Raw genomic sequence first — 15,939 nt, 5'->3', positions numbered from 1 at the left:
ACAATTTGTCGCAGGCGCATTTTTTTTGATATTGTGTCGGTAATTAACCATTTAGTTCATAACCCATGTGCATCTGTCTGTTCCAGACGATGCGGCATCCGCCTGAGCTTCCTTCGTGGAAATCAGCGCTAGTGTTATGGGCTGGTTACCCTGAATTCCTTATCACTTTCATGCATCTATAGGGTCATGCGCCATGAATAAGTCTCAACCTGCGGCCACTGTCAGCCGTTGGCCAATCTGGATCGCCGCCTTGGGCGTGCTGGTCTTCGGCTTGCTGTTTATAGCGGGCGGCGGTTACCTCGCCACACTCGGCGGCAGCCTGTACTTCGTCCTTGCCGGTATCGGGATGCTCGTTGCTTCGGTGCTGATGTTTAAACGCCGTGTGGTCGGTGCCTGGCTGTTTGCAGCGGTGATGGTGGCATCGGTTATCTGGTCGGTCGCAGATGCCGGGCTGGTGTTCTGGCCACTGGTTTCACGGCTGTTTGCCCTGGCCGTATTGAGCCTGGTAGTGGCGTTGGCTTACCCGACGCTACGCAAGGCCAATGGCTTGCAGGGTAACGGTGGCTATACGCTGAGCGCTGCCCTTGCAGTGGCCATTGTTGTTGGTTTCTGGGGAATGTTTCAGCCCCACGCGTCGGTTGCACCTACAGGTGACGGCCCCGGCCTGACCAAGGTTGATCCAGCCAAAGCACAGAAAAACTGGGAACACTACGGTAATGACGAAGGTGGCAGCCGCTTTGCCGCACTGGACCAGATCAACCGCAGCAACGTATCCAAGCTGGTGCCAGCCTGGACTTACCACACTGGCGACATTGCGTTCAGCGATGGCAACGGCGCAGAAGACCAAATGACCCCGCTGCAAGTGGGCGACAAGGTGTTCATCTGCACCCCGCACAACAACATCATCGCGCTGGATGCCGACACCGGCAAAGAGCTGTGGAAGAACGAAATCAACGCCAAGTCGGCGGTCTGGCAGCGTTGCCGTGGCCTGGCTTACTTTGATGCGACCGCTGCCATCGCCGCCCCAACCGATGGCAGCACCCCGGCCGCTACCGTCAATGTGGCGCCGGGTGCCGCTTGCCAGCGCCGTCTGTTGACCAACACCATCGACGCCCGCCTGATTGCGGTTGATGCCGACACCGGCAAGTTCTGCGAAGACTTCGGAACCCACGGCCAGGTTGACCTGAAAGCCGGCCTGGGCGATGTGCCTGACTCTTATTACCAGCTCTCGTCCGCGCCGTTGATGGCCGGTACGACCGTGGTGGTGGGCGGTCGTGTAGCCGACAACGTGCAGACCGACATGCCAGGCGGCGTGATTCGGGGCTTCGACGTGGTCACCGGCGCCATGCGCTGGGCTTTTGACCCGGGCAACCCGCAAGACAAACAGGCTCCTGCTGACGGCAAAACCTACGTTCGCAGCACGCCGAACAGCTGGGCGCCGATGTCTTATGACCCGTTGATGAACACTGTTTTCTTGCCGATGGGCAGTTCGTCCACCGACATTTATGGTGTCGAACGTACCTCGCTGGATCACACCTATGGCGCCTCGATACTGGCACTGAACGCTACCACCGGTGATGAAAAGTGGGTGTATCAAAACGTCCACAATGACTTGTGGGACTTTGACCTGCCGATGCAGCCAAGCCTCATCGACTTCACCAAGGCCGATGGTTCTCAAGTGCCTGCCGTAGTGATCGGCACCAAGGCCGGGCAGATCTATGTGCTGGATCGCCACACCGGTCAGCCGCTGACTGAAGTGAAAGAAGTTCCGGTCAAGGCCTCGAACATCCCGAACGAACCCTACTCCCCAACCCAGCCAAAATCGGTGGGCATGCCGCAGATCGGCGCGCAAACGCTGACTGAGTCGGACATGTGGGGCGCCACGCCGTTTGACCAGATGCTGTGCCGTATCGCCTTCAAGAAAATGCGCTACGACGGCCTGTACACCGCGCCAGGTACTGACGTTTCGCTGAGCTTTCCGGGGTCGCTGGGTGGCATGAACTGGGGCAGCCTGTCGACTGATCCGGTGCACGGTTTCATCTTCGTCAACGACATGCGTCTGGGCTTGTGGAGCCAGATGGTGCCGCAGAAAAAAGACGCCAAGGCGTCTTCCGGTGGCGAAGCACTTAACACAGGCATGGGCGCTGTACCGCTTAAAGGTACGCCGTATGCCGTGAACAAAAACCGCTTCCTGTCCGTGGCCGGCATTCCATGCCAGGCGCCACCTTTCGGCACGCTAACCGCCATTGACATGAAAACCCGGAAAATTGCCTGGCAAGTACCCGTGGGCACTGTTGAAGACACGGGCCCAATGGGCATCAAAATGAAGCTGCCATTGCCAATTGGCATGCCAACTCTGGGTGGCACCCTCTCCACCCAAGGCGGCCTGGTGTTTATTGCCGGCACCCAAGACTACTACCTGCGCGCCTTCAACTCGGCCAACGGTGAAGAAGCCTGGAAGGCCCGCTTGCCCGTTGGCAGCCAAGGTGGCCCGATGACCTTTGTTTCGCCGAAAACCGGCAAGCAATACGTGGTGATCACCGCCGGTGGTGCACGCCAGTCGCCTGATCGTGGTGATTACGTGATTGCTTACGCGTTGCCCGACAACCAGTAAGGTGCTGTAAATAAAAACCCGCCTGAACAGGCGGGTTTTTATTGTCCGGCTCCCAAGGGTTTCCCTCGTAGCAGTTGCCGAGCTCCGCGAGGCTACGTTCGATTACGAAGCAATCGTAAATCCATAACTCCGGATATAACTGAAGGCTTACGACGGTTGCGCCGCCTCACGCAGCCTCGTAAAACTCGGCAGCTGCTACAACCCTTCTTTCGTCAACAACACCCGCGTAACGCGGCGTTCTTCGACTTCAACCACGGTCAGGCTCCAGCCTTCCCACGTCAGTTTGTCGCCAACCACCGGCAAACGGTCCAGCAAACTCATGACCATGCCGGCCAGTGTTTGATAATCATCCGTAGGCCTTGCAGTAAAGCCGGTATGCCGACTGATCTGGCTCAGGTTCAAGGCGCCACTGACCAAATACCCGTCCCCTTGCGCCACGATATTCGGACCTGCAATTTCGCTGGCGTCCGGCAGTTCACCGGCAATCGACTCAAGAATGTCGGTCATGGTCAGGATGCCGATAAAGTCGCCAAACTCGTTGATCACAAACGCAATGTGAGTCGACTCTTTGCGCATCTGCTCCAGGGCATTGAGGATGGTAAAGCTGTCCAGCAGGTTGATGGCCTTGCGCGCCATCGCCTCGAGGTCGGGTTTGTGACCGGCCAACAGTTCCTTTAACAGCTCTTTTTTGTGCACAAAGCCCAACGGCTCATCGATGCGCCCTTCCCTGATCAATGGCAATCTCGAGTACGAAGAATGCATCAGGGTGGTGCGGATCTGTTCCTCAGAGTCGGTCAGATCAATATGGTCAATCTCGGCACGCGGAGTCATCACTGTGCGAATCGGGCGTTCAGCCAATTGCAGCACACCGCTGATCATGATCCGCTCACGTCGATGGAAGACCTCTTCAGCCTCCCCGCCTTCAAGCATGTCGGCAATTTCCTCACCCACTTCATCCTCGTTCAGCTTACGGCCACCCAGCAGGCGCATCACCGCATGGGCCGTGCGCTCACGCATCGGCCGCAGGCCCTGCAAGCTGCGTTTGCGGCGCGAGCGGGCGACCTGGTTAAACAGCTCGATCAGGATCGAGAAACCGATGGCCGCATACAGATAGCCTTTAGGGATGTGGAAGCCCAAGCCTTCGGCCGTCAAGCTAAAGCCGATCATCATCAAAAAGCCCAGGCAGAGCATGATCACCGTCGGATGGCTGTTGACGAATTTGGTCAACGGCTTGCTGGCAATGATCATCAGGCCGATGGAGATCACCACGGCAATCATCATGACCGACAAGTGCTCAACCATGCCCACTGCTGTAATCACGGCGTCGAGGGAGAACACTGCGTCCAGCACCACGATCTGCGCAACGATCGGCCAGAACATGGCGTACACCGCATTCGACTTGCGCTCGGCAACGTGGCCTTCCAGTCGCTCATGCAACTCCATGGTCGCCTTGAACAACAGAAACAGGCCACCAAACAGCATGATCAAATCGCGGCCAGAAAAGGACTTTTCAAACACTTCAAACAACGGCTCGGTCAGTGTGACCATCCACGAGATGCTGGCCAGCAAGCCCAAACGCATCAACAGGGCCAGTGTCAGGCCGATAACCCGTGCTCGGTCGCGCTGCTCAGGTGGCAGCTTGTCCGCCAGAATGGCAATAAACACCAGGTTATCGATGCCGAGCACCAACTCCAGCACGATCAATGTCAACAGGCCAAGCCAGGCCGTGGGATCTGCAATCCATTCCATATCGGTTATTCAGCCTCTCGAAACATCGGGGTCAACAAATGACGCGCACAAGCATGCGAAGCGACGGGCGTATTGCCCGTGCCCAATAAATTTGGGAAACACGTGGGAGATTCAAGAGTGGCGGCTAAGCGCAAAACGGATGCGGGGTGCAAGAAAAAACTGGGAGGCTCCAGGAGGGTGTTCATATAGGCCTTGATGAAATTCGGGAGGCAATCCTACAGCGACTCCCGCATCAGTCAGCGCATATTGTTATTACAAGATTTTACATCGCCTGCTGCTCAACCTTCCTATGCCACTGCAAGCGACACATGCGATGGGCGTTAGCGATTATCCGGGCTGGATAATCGCAACGCTCATCATCGCCAGGCACGGTGCTAGCTCGAAGCCTTGGGGTGGGCGTGTTTTTTGGCGCCCACCAGCAACCACGCCAACATGCCGAACAACGGCACAAAGATCACCACGGCCACCCACATGCACCGGCTGTTCACCGGTGCATTGCTTCTCAGCACCCCGCGAATGGTCCATAGCTCCAGTAGCAGCAGAATGACGGCTAACACAGCCCAAAACGTAGGAATTTCCATACATCACCTCGCTAGTTATATAACTTTAGGCGGGCTGTAGGCGCGAGGGTTCATTAATTTTTCAAAATGCTTCGGCGGCTGGTGGGCATTACAGCGAAAAGCGGTCAGTTGCATTGCGTCGCTCGTTGTCATCGCGCATGTCATAGCTGACGGTAGTGGCAATGTTGGCGTGGTGGGCGAGTTTCTGAGCAATCGACACGTCATATTCCTCAATCACCCGCGTAATGAACGAGCGGCGAAAGTCATGGGGCATGATATCCACGCCCACCTGTTTACCGCGCTGCTTGGCGATGTAGTAAATCGCATGTTTGGTGATGCGCTCACGGGTGATGTGGCTGCCACGGCGAATCCGGTTGAACAAAAACGTGTCGTCGCTGACGCCTTCGGGCAGTTGCTCGCGGCGAAAATCGAGCCAGACCTGGAGCTTTTCGAAGGCCCAGGCCGGGGCGAACTTGATCAGCTCTTTGTTGCCTTTGCCCAAGACCTGCAAGCTGCGCTCAGCCATGTTGACCTGACGCAAGTCCATGTTCACCGACTCAGATTTGCGCATGCCCGAGCCGTACAGAATCGCAATGATCGCGGCATCCCTCAGCCCCTGAGGGCGCGGGTCCGCAGCGCAGACATCCATCAGCTCGCGGATCAACGTGCGGCGCAGGTTGCGGCCCTTGATCAGCCGCGAACCACCGCCCGCCTTGACCGCGCGAATTTTAAGCAGTTGATCCTGAGTGATCAGGCTCTGCTGCCAGGCCTGATTCATCACGCCGCGAATCGCATTCACATACAAAGACGACGTATTGGGCGCGTAACCATCGGTACGCAGGGCCGCCACCAACGCCGTGATATGCCCCGGCTGCAGTTGATGCCAGGGGAATTCCTCAATCGCGACATCATCGACGCCCAAACGATCAGCCGCGTCCTGCAGCACATAGCGCATGGTCTGGCGGCTGGACGCTGCCAACTGTTGCAGGTAAAGCGCTACAGGCGCTTGAACAAGCTGTAATGCTGCGGGGTCTTTAATCGACACAACCACTCTCGGTACGGGTTGAAACACGCCGTAATATAACCCAAACCTATAGATCCGACGCGCACTTATAGCCTTAGGCTGGCTCGCTGGATGCGCTACCGAGGGACGATGGCGGCGACCTTTTTAATTATTAAGATCAAAAGATCGCGAGGCGAGCTCGCTCCTACACGGTATAGGTGATGTGTTATTAATTTGTAACTGTCATATAACTGCCTTATTGAAACTTAAGTTTCAATGCACTCTTTCAAGTTGCTGAACACTCCCTGTACCGCCCGCACTTGCTGGTGTTTAACGTTGACTTGATATACCCGTCTCAGTAGATTGCATGGGCCGACTCAGTCGGCACTTTACTCACTCACAAAAGAAGCTAATGGACACAGTATCTAGTCGCTGCCCGGCCTGCGTGAAAACGCCTGACCGGGCGCCCAATCCAGACATTGACGGGACTCGCCTGCTGGGCGAGGTCAACTGCGCTAGAGCTTGACGCTCCAACGTAACGACCTCCCCGGCAGTTGTCCGGTTACGAGGTGTGTTATGACCTTTAAAGCCTTTGTTCTACCTGGCGTTCGCGCCTTTACCTCAAGCATGCGGGTTAAATTGGCCCGTGAGCCCGGCACTGCGCGCTCCGCCCGCATGCCCTTCTCATCCCCCGTTTTCGGCGCAAAACCTGCGCACCATCAGGTGCATTGGCGCGTCAGCCCTGCCACAGGTCAACTGGAGCAGCGCTGGAGCATGGCCGACCTTCAGGAGCCTCAGAGTCGCGCCTGGCGCTGACCACTGACAGGCCTTAGACCACTGTTGAATAACTGGAGTTCCCTATGGAAGAAGCCAGTAGCCACCCGCTGCGCAACTATTAAGTTAGTTGTTGTAGCGGGCATTTAAAGCGCACTTAAACACTTATTAAAACCGATCGCGATATCTGCGACTCGGCATACTTTGGCTCGTCTTGAATACGGCAAGCCAAGGTATGTTTTGTCGAGCGTTGGCGACAGGAGTATGACCATGAGCGCGGTAAAAAACAGCAACGTTCGAGACAAGAACAACGCGGGCGAAAACAGCAAATTGTCGATGCGCGCTGCACGGGAAGCGCAAAACGGCCTGGCCGCCACCCTGGCCAATGTCCGGGCCACCACGGATGGCCTGACCCTGCTAGATGCAGCTGATCGCCTGGAACATGAAGGCTATAACGAAGTGGCTCACGACAAGCCGCCTCACGCGGTCGTGCAGTTCATGATGGCGCTGCACAACCCTTTCATTTATGTACTGCTGACCTTGGGGGTTATCAGCTTCTTCACCGATTACTGGCTGCCTCTGCGTGACGGTGAAGAAACCGACCTGACCAAAGTCATCATCATTGCCTTGATGGTGGGCCTGAGCAGTTTTCTGCGCTTCTGGCAAGAGCACCGCTCGGCCAAATCCGCCGAAGCTCTTAAAGCCATGGTTCGCACCACGGCGACGGTATTGCGCCGTGAACGCGTTGGCGCACCCGCCAAAGTGCTGGAAATCCCTATGCGTGAACTGGTGGCCGGCGACATCGTGCAACTGTCCGCCGGGGACATGATCCCCGCCGACATACGCCTGATCGAATCCCGCGATCTGTTTATCAGCCAGGCAGTGCTCACCGGTGAAGCCTTGCCCGTAGAGAAATACGACACCCTGGGCAATGTGGCGCAAAAGTCGGCCTCCAACGCTGCGGCTGATCAAAGCAACCTGCTGGACCTGCCCAACATCTGCTTTATGGGCACCAACGTGGTCAGCGGTACGGCCCGTGCCGTGGTGGTCGCGACCGGCCCTCGGACTTACTTTGGTTCTTTGGCCAAGGCGATTGTCGGCTCGCGCTCACAAACTGCATTCGATCGCGGGGTAAACAGCGTCAGTTGGTTGTTGATCCGTTTCATGCTGGTGATGGTGCCGGTGGTGTTCTTCCTCAATGGCTTCTCCAAGGGCGATTGGGGCGATGCCTTCCTGTTTGCCCTGGCGGTGGCGGTCGGCCTGACCCCGGAAATGCTGCCGATGATCGTCAGTGCCAACCTGGCCAAGGGCGCCACCGCCATGGCCAAGCGCAAAGTCGTGGTCAAACGCCTCAATGCCATCCAGAACCTCGGTTCGATGGACGTGTTGTGCACTGACAAAACCGGCACCCTGACCCAAGACCACATCATCCTCGAGCACCATGTCGGCCCTGATGGCCAACGCGATGAATCGGTACTGGCGCTGGCCTGGCTCAACAGCTATCACCAAAGCGGTATCCGCAACCTGATGGATCAAGCGGTGGTGCAGTTTTCCGAGCGCGATCCAAAGTTCAAGCTGCCTTTTGCCTACAGCAAGGTCGATGAGCTGCCGTTTGACTTCGAGCGTCGTCGCCTGTCGATTGTGGTCAAGGACAACCGTGGCGATCACCTGCTGGTGTGCAAAGGCGCCGTTGAAGAAATGCTCGGCATCTCTACCCACGTGATGGAAGACGGTGTGCGTGTAGCACTTGATCCCGCGCGCCGCGCTGAACTGCTGGCACGGGCCACTGAATACAACGAGGACGGCTTCCGGGTACTGGTGGTCGCCACCCGCGACATCCCCAAGGCTAACGCGCAGAAGCAGTACACCACCCAAGATGAGCGCGACCTGGTGATTCGCGGCTTCCTGACCTTCCTCGATCCACCGAAAGAAACTGCAGGCCCGGCCATCCGTGCCCTACAAGACATTGGCGTGGCAGTGAAGGTACTGACCGGCGATAACGCGGTGGTCACCAGCAAAATCTGCCGTCAAGTTGGCCTTGAGCCCGGAACCCCGCTATTGGGGCCGGAAATCGAAGCCATGAGCGACGCAACCCTCAAGCACGAAGTCGAGCAGCGCACGGTCTTTGCCAAGCTCACACCATTGCAGAAATCCCGGGTGCTCAAGGCGCTACAGGCCAATGGTCACACCGTAGGCTTCCTCGGTGACGGCATCAACGACGCCCCGGCGTTGCGTGATGCGGATGTGGGTATTTCCGTGGACAGCGGTACTGATATTGCCAAGGAATCGGCTGACATCATCCTCCTGGAAAAGAGCCTGATGGTGCTCGAAGAAGGCGTGCTAAAAGGTCGCGAAACCTTCGGCAACATCATGAAGTACCTGAACATGACCGCCAGCTCCAACTTCGGCAACGTGTTCTCGGTGCTGGTGGCCAGCGCCTTTATCCCGTTCCTGCCCATGCTGTCGATTCACCTGCTGCTGCAAAACCTGATGTACGACATCTCCCAACTGGCACTGCCATGGGACCGGATGGACAAGGAGTATCTGCAAAAGCCGCGTAAATGGGACGCCAAGAACATTGGCCGCTTCATGATCTGGATCGGGCCAACCTCGTCGATCTTCGACATCACCACCTTTGCCCTGATGTGGTACGTGTTCAAGGCCAACAATGTCGACGTGCAAACCTTGTTCCAGTCCGGCTGGTTCATCGAAGGGCTGCTCTCGCAAACCCTGGTGGTGCATATGCTGCGCACCCGCAAGATCCCGTTCTTCCAGAGCAACGCCGCATGGCCGGTCATGATGATGACCCTCATTGTCATCGCCCTTGGCATCTACGTGCCGTTCTCGCCGCTGGGCACTCTGGTGGGCCTGGAACCGCTGCCATTGGCGTACTTCCCGTGGCTGGTCGCGACGCTGGTCAGCTACTGCTGCGTCGCACAACTGATGAAGACTATTTACATCCGCCGTTTCAAACAGTGGTACTGACGTAAAAAGCCGGGCTGACGCGGTTTCGCGTCAGCCCGGCCGTGTGTGTAGATGGCGTAAACATGAATGTTTGTTTTGTGGAGATTCCTCATGTCAGGAACCACTCTCTTGCTCAACTTGGCCGGTGCGATTGCACTGTTGCTGTGGGGCACTCATATGATTTCTACCGCGCTGCTGCGCGGTTTCGGCACCCAACTGCGCAACTGGATGGGGCGCAATCTGAATAACCGCTGGATGGCACTGCTATCCGGCATTGGCATCACCGGCGTGCTGCAAAGCAGCACCGCCGTGAGCATGATGGCCACCTCTTTTACCGCCGCCGGCACCTTGAGCCTGGCGCCAGCGTTGGCCGTGATGCTCGGCGCCAACATTGGCTCAACCCTGGTGGTGCAACTGCTGAGCTTCGACACGTCGCTGGCTACACCGATCATGCTGCTGGCCGGTTTTATCGTGTATCGCCTGCGCGACGACTCACGCTACGAAAGCATCGGCTGCGCGCTGATCGGGTTGGGGCTGATGCTACTGGCCTTGGGGCTGCTCAGTGCAACCCTGAGCCACATGGAGGCCACCTCGGTGTTTCGTGCAGTCATGCAAAGCCTGGATGGCGACTTGATCATAGCTGTCGTGGCCGCGGTGTTGCTGACCTGGCTGTGCCATTCAAGCGTGGCCGTGGTGCTGTTGATTGCTTCCCTGGCCGGAGCCGGAATGATGGCCCCGGTCACCGCCATGGCCTTAGTGCTGGGTGCCAACGTCGGCGGCGCGTTGCCCTCGGTACTCAGTGCCGGCTCAACCGTGGCGTGTCGTCTGCCCGTGGGGAACTTGCTGATTCGCCTGCTGGGGACAGTGCTGTTGTTGCCGTGGCTGCCGCTGCTGGCCGACCAACTGGCCCAGACCAACCTCGGCCCTGCGCACCTGGTGGTGTACTTGCATACGGCGTTCAACCTGGCGTTGGCAGTGCTGTGTATTGGCCTGATCGAGCCAATGGCCAACGGCCTGAGCCGCCTGTTCCCGCAACAAGAGCGGCCGGCAGACCCGGGTATGCCGCAGTACCTGGACGAAGCCGGGCTGGAAGTGGCCAATATCGGCCTTTCCAATGCCGTGCGTGAAGCGTTACGGCTGGCGGACATGGCGTCGCTAATGCTCAATCAGGTGCTGCAACTGTTCGAAAAGCCCGATCAAGCGGCTTTCGACAAGGTGCGCCAGCTGGACCACTCCGTGGATATGTTAAGCGCGGCGATTCGCGCCTATCTGGCGGACATAGGCCAGGAAGGCTTGAGCGACGATGACGCCGATCGCGCCCAGGAAATCCTCATGTTCGTGATCAACCTGGAGCATGCGGGCGACATCCTCATCAATCTGGCGCAACTGGCGATTCGCCGGGCCCGCCGTGGCGAACATTTCTCGACCTTTGAGATGCAGCACATCCAGGGCCTGCACTTGGCCTTGCTGGACAGCCTAAACCTGGCAATCACGGCTTTCTTGCGCGAAGACATAGCGGCGGCAAACAGGCTGGTGAGCCACAAAGAAATTGTCCGCCAGCTCGAAGCCCGCGCCAGCCGCGAGCACTTTCGCAAACTGCAAAACGACAAAACCGCCTGGGCCGAGTCAGGCGATATCTTCCAGCGTGTACTGCGCGACTACCGCCGCGTGCACCACCACATCGCCGCGTTGGGCTATCCAGTGCTCGAGCGCAACACCCCGGACACCCTTAACCTGTAGGAGTGGCCGCCCCGTCTTCGACGCCGCGCTGTCGCGCATCAAACAGGACAGCGAATATCGTCAGCATCCCCCAATTGGTTCCCTCTCCTTCGGGAGAGGGCTAGGGTGAGGGATGCTCTTAGATCAAGATCAAAAGATCGCGAGGCAAGCTCGCTCCTACAGGGCCTTAGGAATCAATCACTTATTTTGTGTTTGATCAGAACGAGCTCGCCTCGCGATCTTTTAATCTTCTGAAAAGATCGCAAGGCAAGCTTTACAGCGTTGCCCGCAGTTTAAGTGGATCCACCAGCCCCGCTGCTATCGCCATGCCCACCAGGTCCGGCAAGTGCTCGGCCTGCATGCGCTTCATCACGCGGGCGCGATACAGGTCGATGGTTTTTACACTCACCGCCAATTGCTCAGCAATTTCACGGGTGGTGTAGCCCTTGACCAGCGGCAACAACACATCGCGCTCACGGGGTGTCAGGCTGAGCAAGCGGGCCTCTAGCTCCGTTAACTCCTGACTGGCGCTTTGCCGCGCATTACCGCCGCTCAAGGCCTGCTGCACACTGTCGAGCAGCAACTGCTGGTTGTAGGGTTTCTCGATAAAATCATGGGCGCCCGCCTTGAACGCACGAACCACAATGGGTACATCGGCGTGGCCACTGACAAAAATCACCGGCAGGGTTAACCCGCGTTCCTGTAACGCTTGCTGCACATTCAGGCCGCCCATGGCGGGCATGCGGATATCCAGTACTACACAGGCGTTAAGGGCCGGATCCACGGCGTGCAAAAAAGCCTGACCACTGGTGAAGGGCACTGCATTCAGGCCGACCGACTCCAATAACCAGACAGTTGAATCAAGCATGCCCTGATCGTCATCGACGACGTAGACCACGTGGTGCTGCGGGGTTGTCATGGCTTAATTGCTCTCTTCTTGTTGTGGGGTGATGGCCATCAGTGGCAGGCGGCAGCACATGCGCAGCCCGTGGGGTTGCGGCTCGGCGTCAAGCTCGCCGCCCAAGCCCTCAATGATACTGCGGCTCATCGACAAACCCAGCCCAAGCCCTTCGGCCTTGCTGGTGTAAAACGGGGTGAACAGTTGCTCAAATTGTTCGGCCGTGACGCCGGGGCCCTGATCCTCGACGCTGATGCTTAACTCGCCAGCACGCTCGGTCTGCACGCTTATACGGATGCGCGAAGGCTGCCCCGGCTGCTGCTCGCAATTGGCGTCAATGGCATTGCGCAACAGGTTGAGCAACACCTGCTCCAGCAACACCCGGTCGGCATACACAAGCGGCAGAATGGCCGGCAACGCCTGCTCAATCGTCACCTGTCGCTCACGGGCTTCCCACGCGCACAGGTTCACCGCTTGGCGCACCACTTCACTGACGTCCAGCGCTTGCAATGTGCGCCGCCCCTTGCGTAAAAAACCGCGCAAACGCTTGATCACTTGCGAGGCATGGCCGGCATGCAGGGTAATTCGTTCCAACCCTTGAGCGACACGGGTTGCAGCGTCGGGGGTGGTGGCCAGGTTTTGCAGATAACGCTGGCTGGCATTCGCATAATTCATCACCGCGGCCAGCGGCTGGTTGATTTCGTGGGCGATGCCGGACGCCAGCTCCCCCAGGGTTACCAGCCGGGCGGTATGGGCCAGCTCATCCTGATGATGACGCTGCTGGGCTTCACGCAGTTCGCGCTCGCGCATGTCACGGGCCACCAGTGAGAAAAACCGTTCACCCGAGGTGGCGCGATGGGCCAGCAGCAATAAAGACACCGGCACTGAGGGTTCGCCATTCAACGGCTGCAGACGGGCCTCACTGCTCCACAAGCCGTGTTCTTCAGCACTGCGCCATCCCACAGACTGCAGTTGCGCCAAATCGCCAGCACTTAAAAAATCCGCCAGCGAAATCACGCTTTTCCCACACGATAAACCGAGAATTCGCTTTGCCGCCGGGTTGAGATAAGACACCCCGCCCGCCGGATCAATAAACAGCACCGGGTCAGGATTGACCTCGACCACTTCAGCCAAGCGCCGCTTGTTTTCTTCCGCCTGAATGCGCGCGGTGATGTCTCGCGACACACTGACCACCTCAACCACCGCGCCGGTATAGGTTTCGCGAATTGCCCGGCTGGCGGTTTCAAACCACAGGTAATGCCCGGCTTGATGGCGAATCCGGTAGGTCATGGTGTGGTAACCATCGAGCTCAAGTGCATCACGGGCCTGGCGCAACACCTGGGCCAGGTCATGCGGGTGAAACAAACGCTGTGCGCGGCTGCCGCGCAGTTGCTCGGGCCAGTAGCCGAGCAACGTCCAGGAGGCTGGCGAGGCATCGAGAAAACGCCCGTCCGGGGTATGCCGTGAGATAAGGTCGGTGGTGTTCTCGGTAATCAGCCGGTAAAGGCGCCGGGCCTTGGCCGCTTCACGCCCGGCCAGCAGTTCATCACTCGCCTCCCGGCCACGGGCCACGACACACTGGCGTTCAGGTATCGGTATCAGCGTCCACAGCCACAGGTGTTGCGCAGACTGCGCCTGGACCTGCTCAATCGCCCGCCCTTGTTGCAGGCAGGCGCGTACCAGCTCATCGATATTGCCCGGTAGCCACTTGCGCACCTCGGCCAGTGGTGTGCCAGCCAGCAGCCGTGACAGTGCCTGGTTGACCGTCAGCGGCGCGCCAGCGGCGTCAAGGACTACTGAAGGTTGCGGGTCATAGGTGAGCAGCGAAACAGGCATGGGACATCCGCAGGTTAAGTCACGCTTCAATATAGAACAAATACTATATTGCTTAGGTATTACTTCCACATCAAATACAAACTGAGCTATAACTCAGACCGGACATAAAACTGACCCTCTCGACAGCATAAGAGCGGGCAGCCATTAGAGCTAACAATCAGCCACCGGAATGACCATCATGTCGATTTTTGAGCAGGGGCTTGAGCCTACTGCCGTCAACCATATTGCCCTGTCGCCTCTGAGTTTTATCGAGCGCACAGCCAGCGTCTACCCCGACTACCCCGCCGTTATCCACGGTTCCATTCGCCGCACCTGGGCGCAAACCTACAGCCGTTGCCGTCGTTTGGCCTGCGCGCTGGCCGGGCGCGGGATCGGCAAGAACGATACCGTCGCCGTGATGCTGCCCAATATTCCTGCCATGCTCGAAGTGCATTTCGCCGTGCCCATGGTCGGCGCCGTGCTCAATGCCCTGAATGTGCGCCTTGACGCCGAAGCCATCGCCTTCATGCTGGCCCATGGCGAGGCCAAGGTACTGATTGCCGACCGCGAATTCCATGAAGTGATCCACGCGGCAGTGGCCATGCTTGATCATCCACCGTTGATCATCGACGTGGATGACCCCGAGTACGGTGAGGGTCAGCCAGTCAGCGCGCTGGATTACGAAGCGGTACTTGCCGAAGGCGACCCGGACTACGATTGGCAATGGCCCGCAGATGAATGGCAAGCCATTGCGCTCAACTACACCTCAGGCACCACCGGTAACCCCAAAGGTGTGGTCTATCACCATCGGGGCGCTTACCTCAACTCTCTGGGCAACCAGATGGTCTGGGCCATCGGCAATCACCCGGTGTACCTGTGGACCCTGCCGATGTTCCACTGCAACGGCTGGTGCTACCCCTGGATCATCACCGCGCTGGCCGGGGTGCATGTGTTCTTGCGCCGGGTCGACCCGCAAAAAATCCTTACCTTGATTCGTGAACACCAGGTTACCCACCTGTGCGGCGCACCGATTGTGCTCAATGCACTGGTGAACATGCCGGAATCAGCCAAGGCAGCTATCGATCACCCGGTTAACGCCATGGTCGCAGGCGCGGCGCCCCCGGCCAAAGTGATTGGGGCAGTGGAAGAAATGGGCATCAAAGTCACCCACGTGTATGGCCTGACCGAGGTCTATGGCCCGGTGACCATCTGTGCCTGGCATGACAAATGGGACGAACACACCCTGGCCGAACGCGCCCAGATCAAATCTCGCCAGGGCGTGCGCTACCCCACGTTGGAAGGCGTGATGGTGGCCGACCCGAAAACCCTGAAGCCTACCCCGCGTGACGGCGAAACCATGGGCGAGATATTCATGCGCGGCAACACGGTGATGAAGGGTTACCTGAAAAACCCCAGCGCCAGCGCAGAGGCGTTTGAAGGCGGATGGTTCCACACCGGCGACCTGGCCGTGTGCCACCCGGACGGTTATGTGGAAATCCGCGACCGCCTCAAAGACATCATCATCTCCGGTGGCGAAAACATCTCCACCATTGAAGTTGAAGGGGTCTTGTATCGCCATCCAGGCGTCATGGAAGCGGCCGTGGTGGCGCGCCCCGATGAAAAATGGGGCGAAACCCCTTGCGCGTTCATCACCCTGAAGGCCGACCACCAGCAGGTGCGTGAAGCCGACATCATTACCTTTTGCCGCGAGCATCTGGCCGGGTTCAAAGTCCCGCGTACCGTGGTCTTCACCCTTCTGCCCAAGACCTCCACCGGCAAAGTCCAGAAATACGTACTGCGTGACATGGCCAAAGCCTTGTAACCCTCCATTTGTGTAAATGTT

General features: G+C 58.1%; 10 protein-coding genes. 5 read left to right on the top strand and 5 right to left on the bottom strand.

What is annotated here, in order from left to right:
- Positions 1 to 193: 193 nt before the first annotated feature.
- Positions 194 to 2,614 (top strand): glucose/quinate/shikimate family membrane-bound PQQ-dependent dehydrogenase, encoded by a 2,421-nt coding sequence (locus GHO41_RS01635; RefSeq protein ID WP_153432769.1) that lies wholly within the window; start codon positions 194 to 196, stop codon positions 2,612 to 2,614.
- A gap of 195 nt (positions 2,615 to 2,809) precedes the next feature.
- Here the strand turns inward: GHO41_RS01635 and GHO41_RS01630 are convergent, their stop codons facing one another.
- The 3 genes from GHO41_RS01630 to xerC form a co-directional block, all read right to left on the bottom strand.
- Complete coding sequence (locus tag GHO41_RS01630; RefSeq protein WP_153432767.1) at positions 2,810 to 4,363, bottom strand: TerC family protein; 1,554 nt, start codon at positions 4,361 to 4,363, stop codon at positions 2,810 to 2,812.
- Between the two features lie 374 nt (positions 4,364 to 4,737).
- Positions 4,738 to 4,944 (bottom strand): PLD nuclease N-terminal domain-containing protein, encoded by a 207-nt coding sequence (locus tag GHO41_RS01625; protein ID WP_048371663.1) that lies wholly within the window; start codon positions 4,942 to 4,944, stop codon positions 4,738 to 4,740.
- Positions 4,945 to 5,032: 88 nt separating this feature from the next.
- The gene (gene xerC, locus GHO41_RS01620; protein WP_153335393.1) at positions 5,033 to 5,878 is read right to left on the bottom strand and encodes a tyrosine recombinase XerC; all 846 of its coding nucleotides are present in this window, start codon (positions 5,876 to 5,878) and stop codon (positions 5,033 to 5,035) included.
- Between the two features lie 624 nt (positions 5,879 to 6,502).
- Here xerC and GHO41_RS01615 point away from each other — a divergent pair.
- The 3 genes from GHO41_RS01615 to GHO41_RS01605 all read left to right on the top strand — a co-directional run bounded on the left by GHO41_RS01615 (position 6,503) and on the right by GHO41_RS01605 (position 11,404).
- Positions 6,503 to 6,742, top strand: coding sequence for a hypothetical protein (locus GHO41_RS01615; RefSeq protein WP_153432765.1), 240 nt, complete (start codon positions 6,503 to 6,505; stop codon positions 6,740 to 6,742).
- Positions 6,743 to 6,970: 228 nt separating this feature from the next.
- Entirely contained in the window at positions 6,971 to 9,685 is a 2,715-nt protein-coding gene (gene mgtA / locus GHO41_RS01610) for a magnesium-translocating P-type ATPase (protein WP_153432763.1), read from the top strand.
- A gap of 90 nt (positions 9,686 to 9,775) precedes the next feature.
- The gene (locus GHO41_RS01605; RefSeq protein ID WP_153432761.1) at positions 9,776 to 11,404 is read left to right on the top strand and encodes a Na/Pi cotransporter family protein; all 1,629 of its coding nucleotides are present in this window, start codon (positions 9,776 to 9,778) and stop codon (positions 11,402 to 11,404) included.
- 253 nt (positions 11,405 to 11,657) lie between these two features.
- Here GHO41_RS01605 and GHO41_RS01600 read toward each other — a convergent pair whose 3' ends face one another.
- Together GHO41_RS01600 and GHO41_RS01595 are read right to left on the bottom strand one after the other, a co-directional pair.
- Complete coding sequence (locus GHO41_RS01600; protein ID WP_048371669.1) at positions 11,658 to 12,302, bottom strand: response regulator transcription factor; 645 nt, start codon at positions 12,300 to 12,302, stop codon at positions 11,658 to 11,660.
- Positions 12,303 to 12,305: 3 nt separating this feature from the next.
- The gene (locus GHO41_RS01595) at positions 12,306 to 14,117 is read right to left on the bottom strand and encodes a PAS domain S-box protein (protein ID WP_153432759.1); all 1,812 of its coding nucleotides are present in this window, start codon (positions 14,115 to 14,117) and stop codon (positions 12,306 to 12,308) included.
- 178 nt (positions 14,118 to 14,295) lie between these two features.
- Here GHO41_RS01595 and GHO41_RS01590 point away from each other — a divergent pair, with 178 nt between their 5' ends.
- A complete protein-coding gene (locus GHO41_RS01590; protein ID WP_123749528.1) occupies positions 14,296 to 15,918 on the top strand; it encodes an acyl-CoA synthetase in 1,623 nt (540 codons plus the stop codon).
- Positions 15,919 to 15,939: the final 21 nt, after the last annotated feature.

It is taken from the genome of Pseudomonas sp. FSL R10-0399 (genome assembly GCF_009600165.1).
Taxonomy (GTDB): Bacteria; Pseudomonadota; Gammaproteobacteria; order Pseudomonadales; family Pseudomonadaceae; genus Aquipseudomonas; species Aquipseudomonas helleri.
This window is presented reverse-complemented; position numbering and strand designations above follow the sequence as displayed.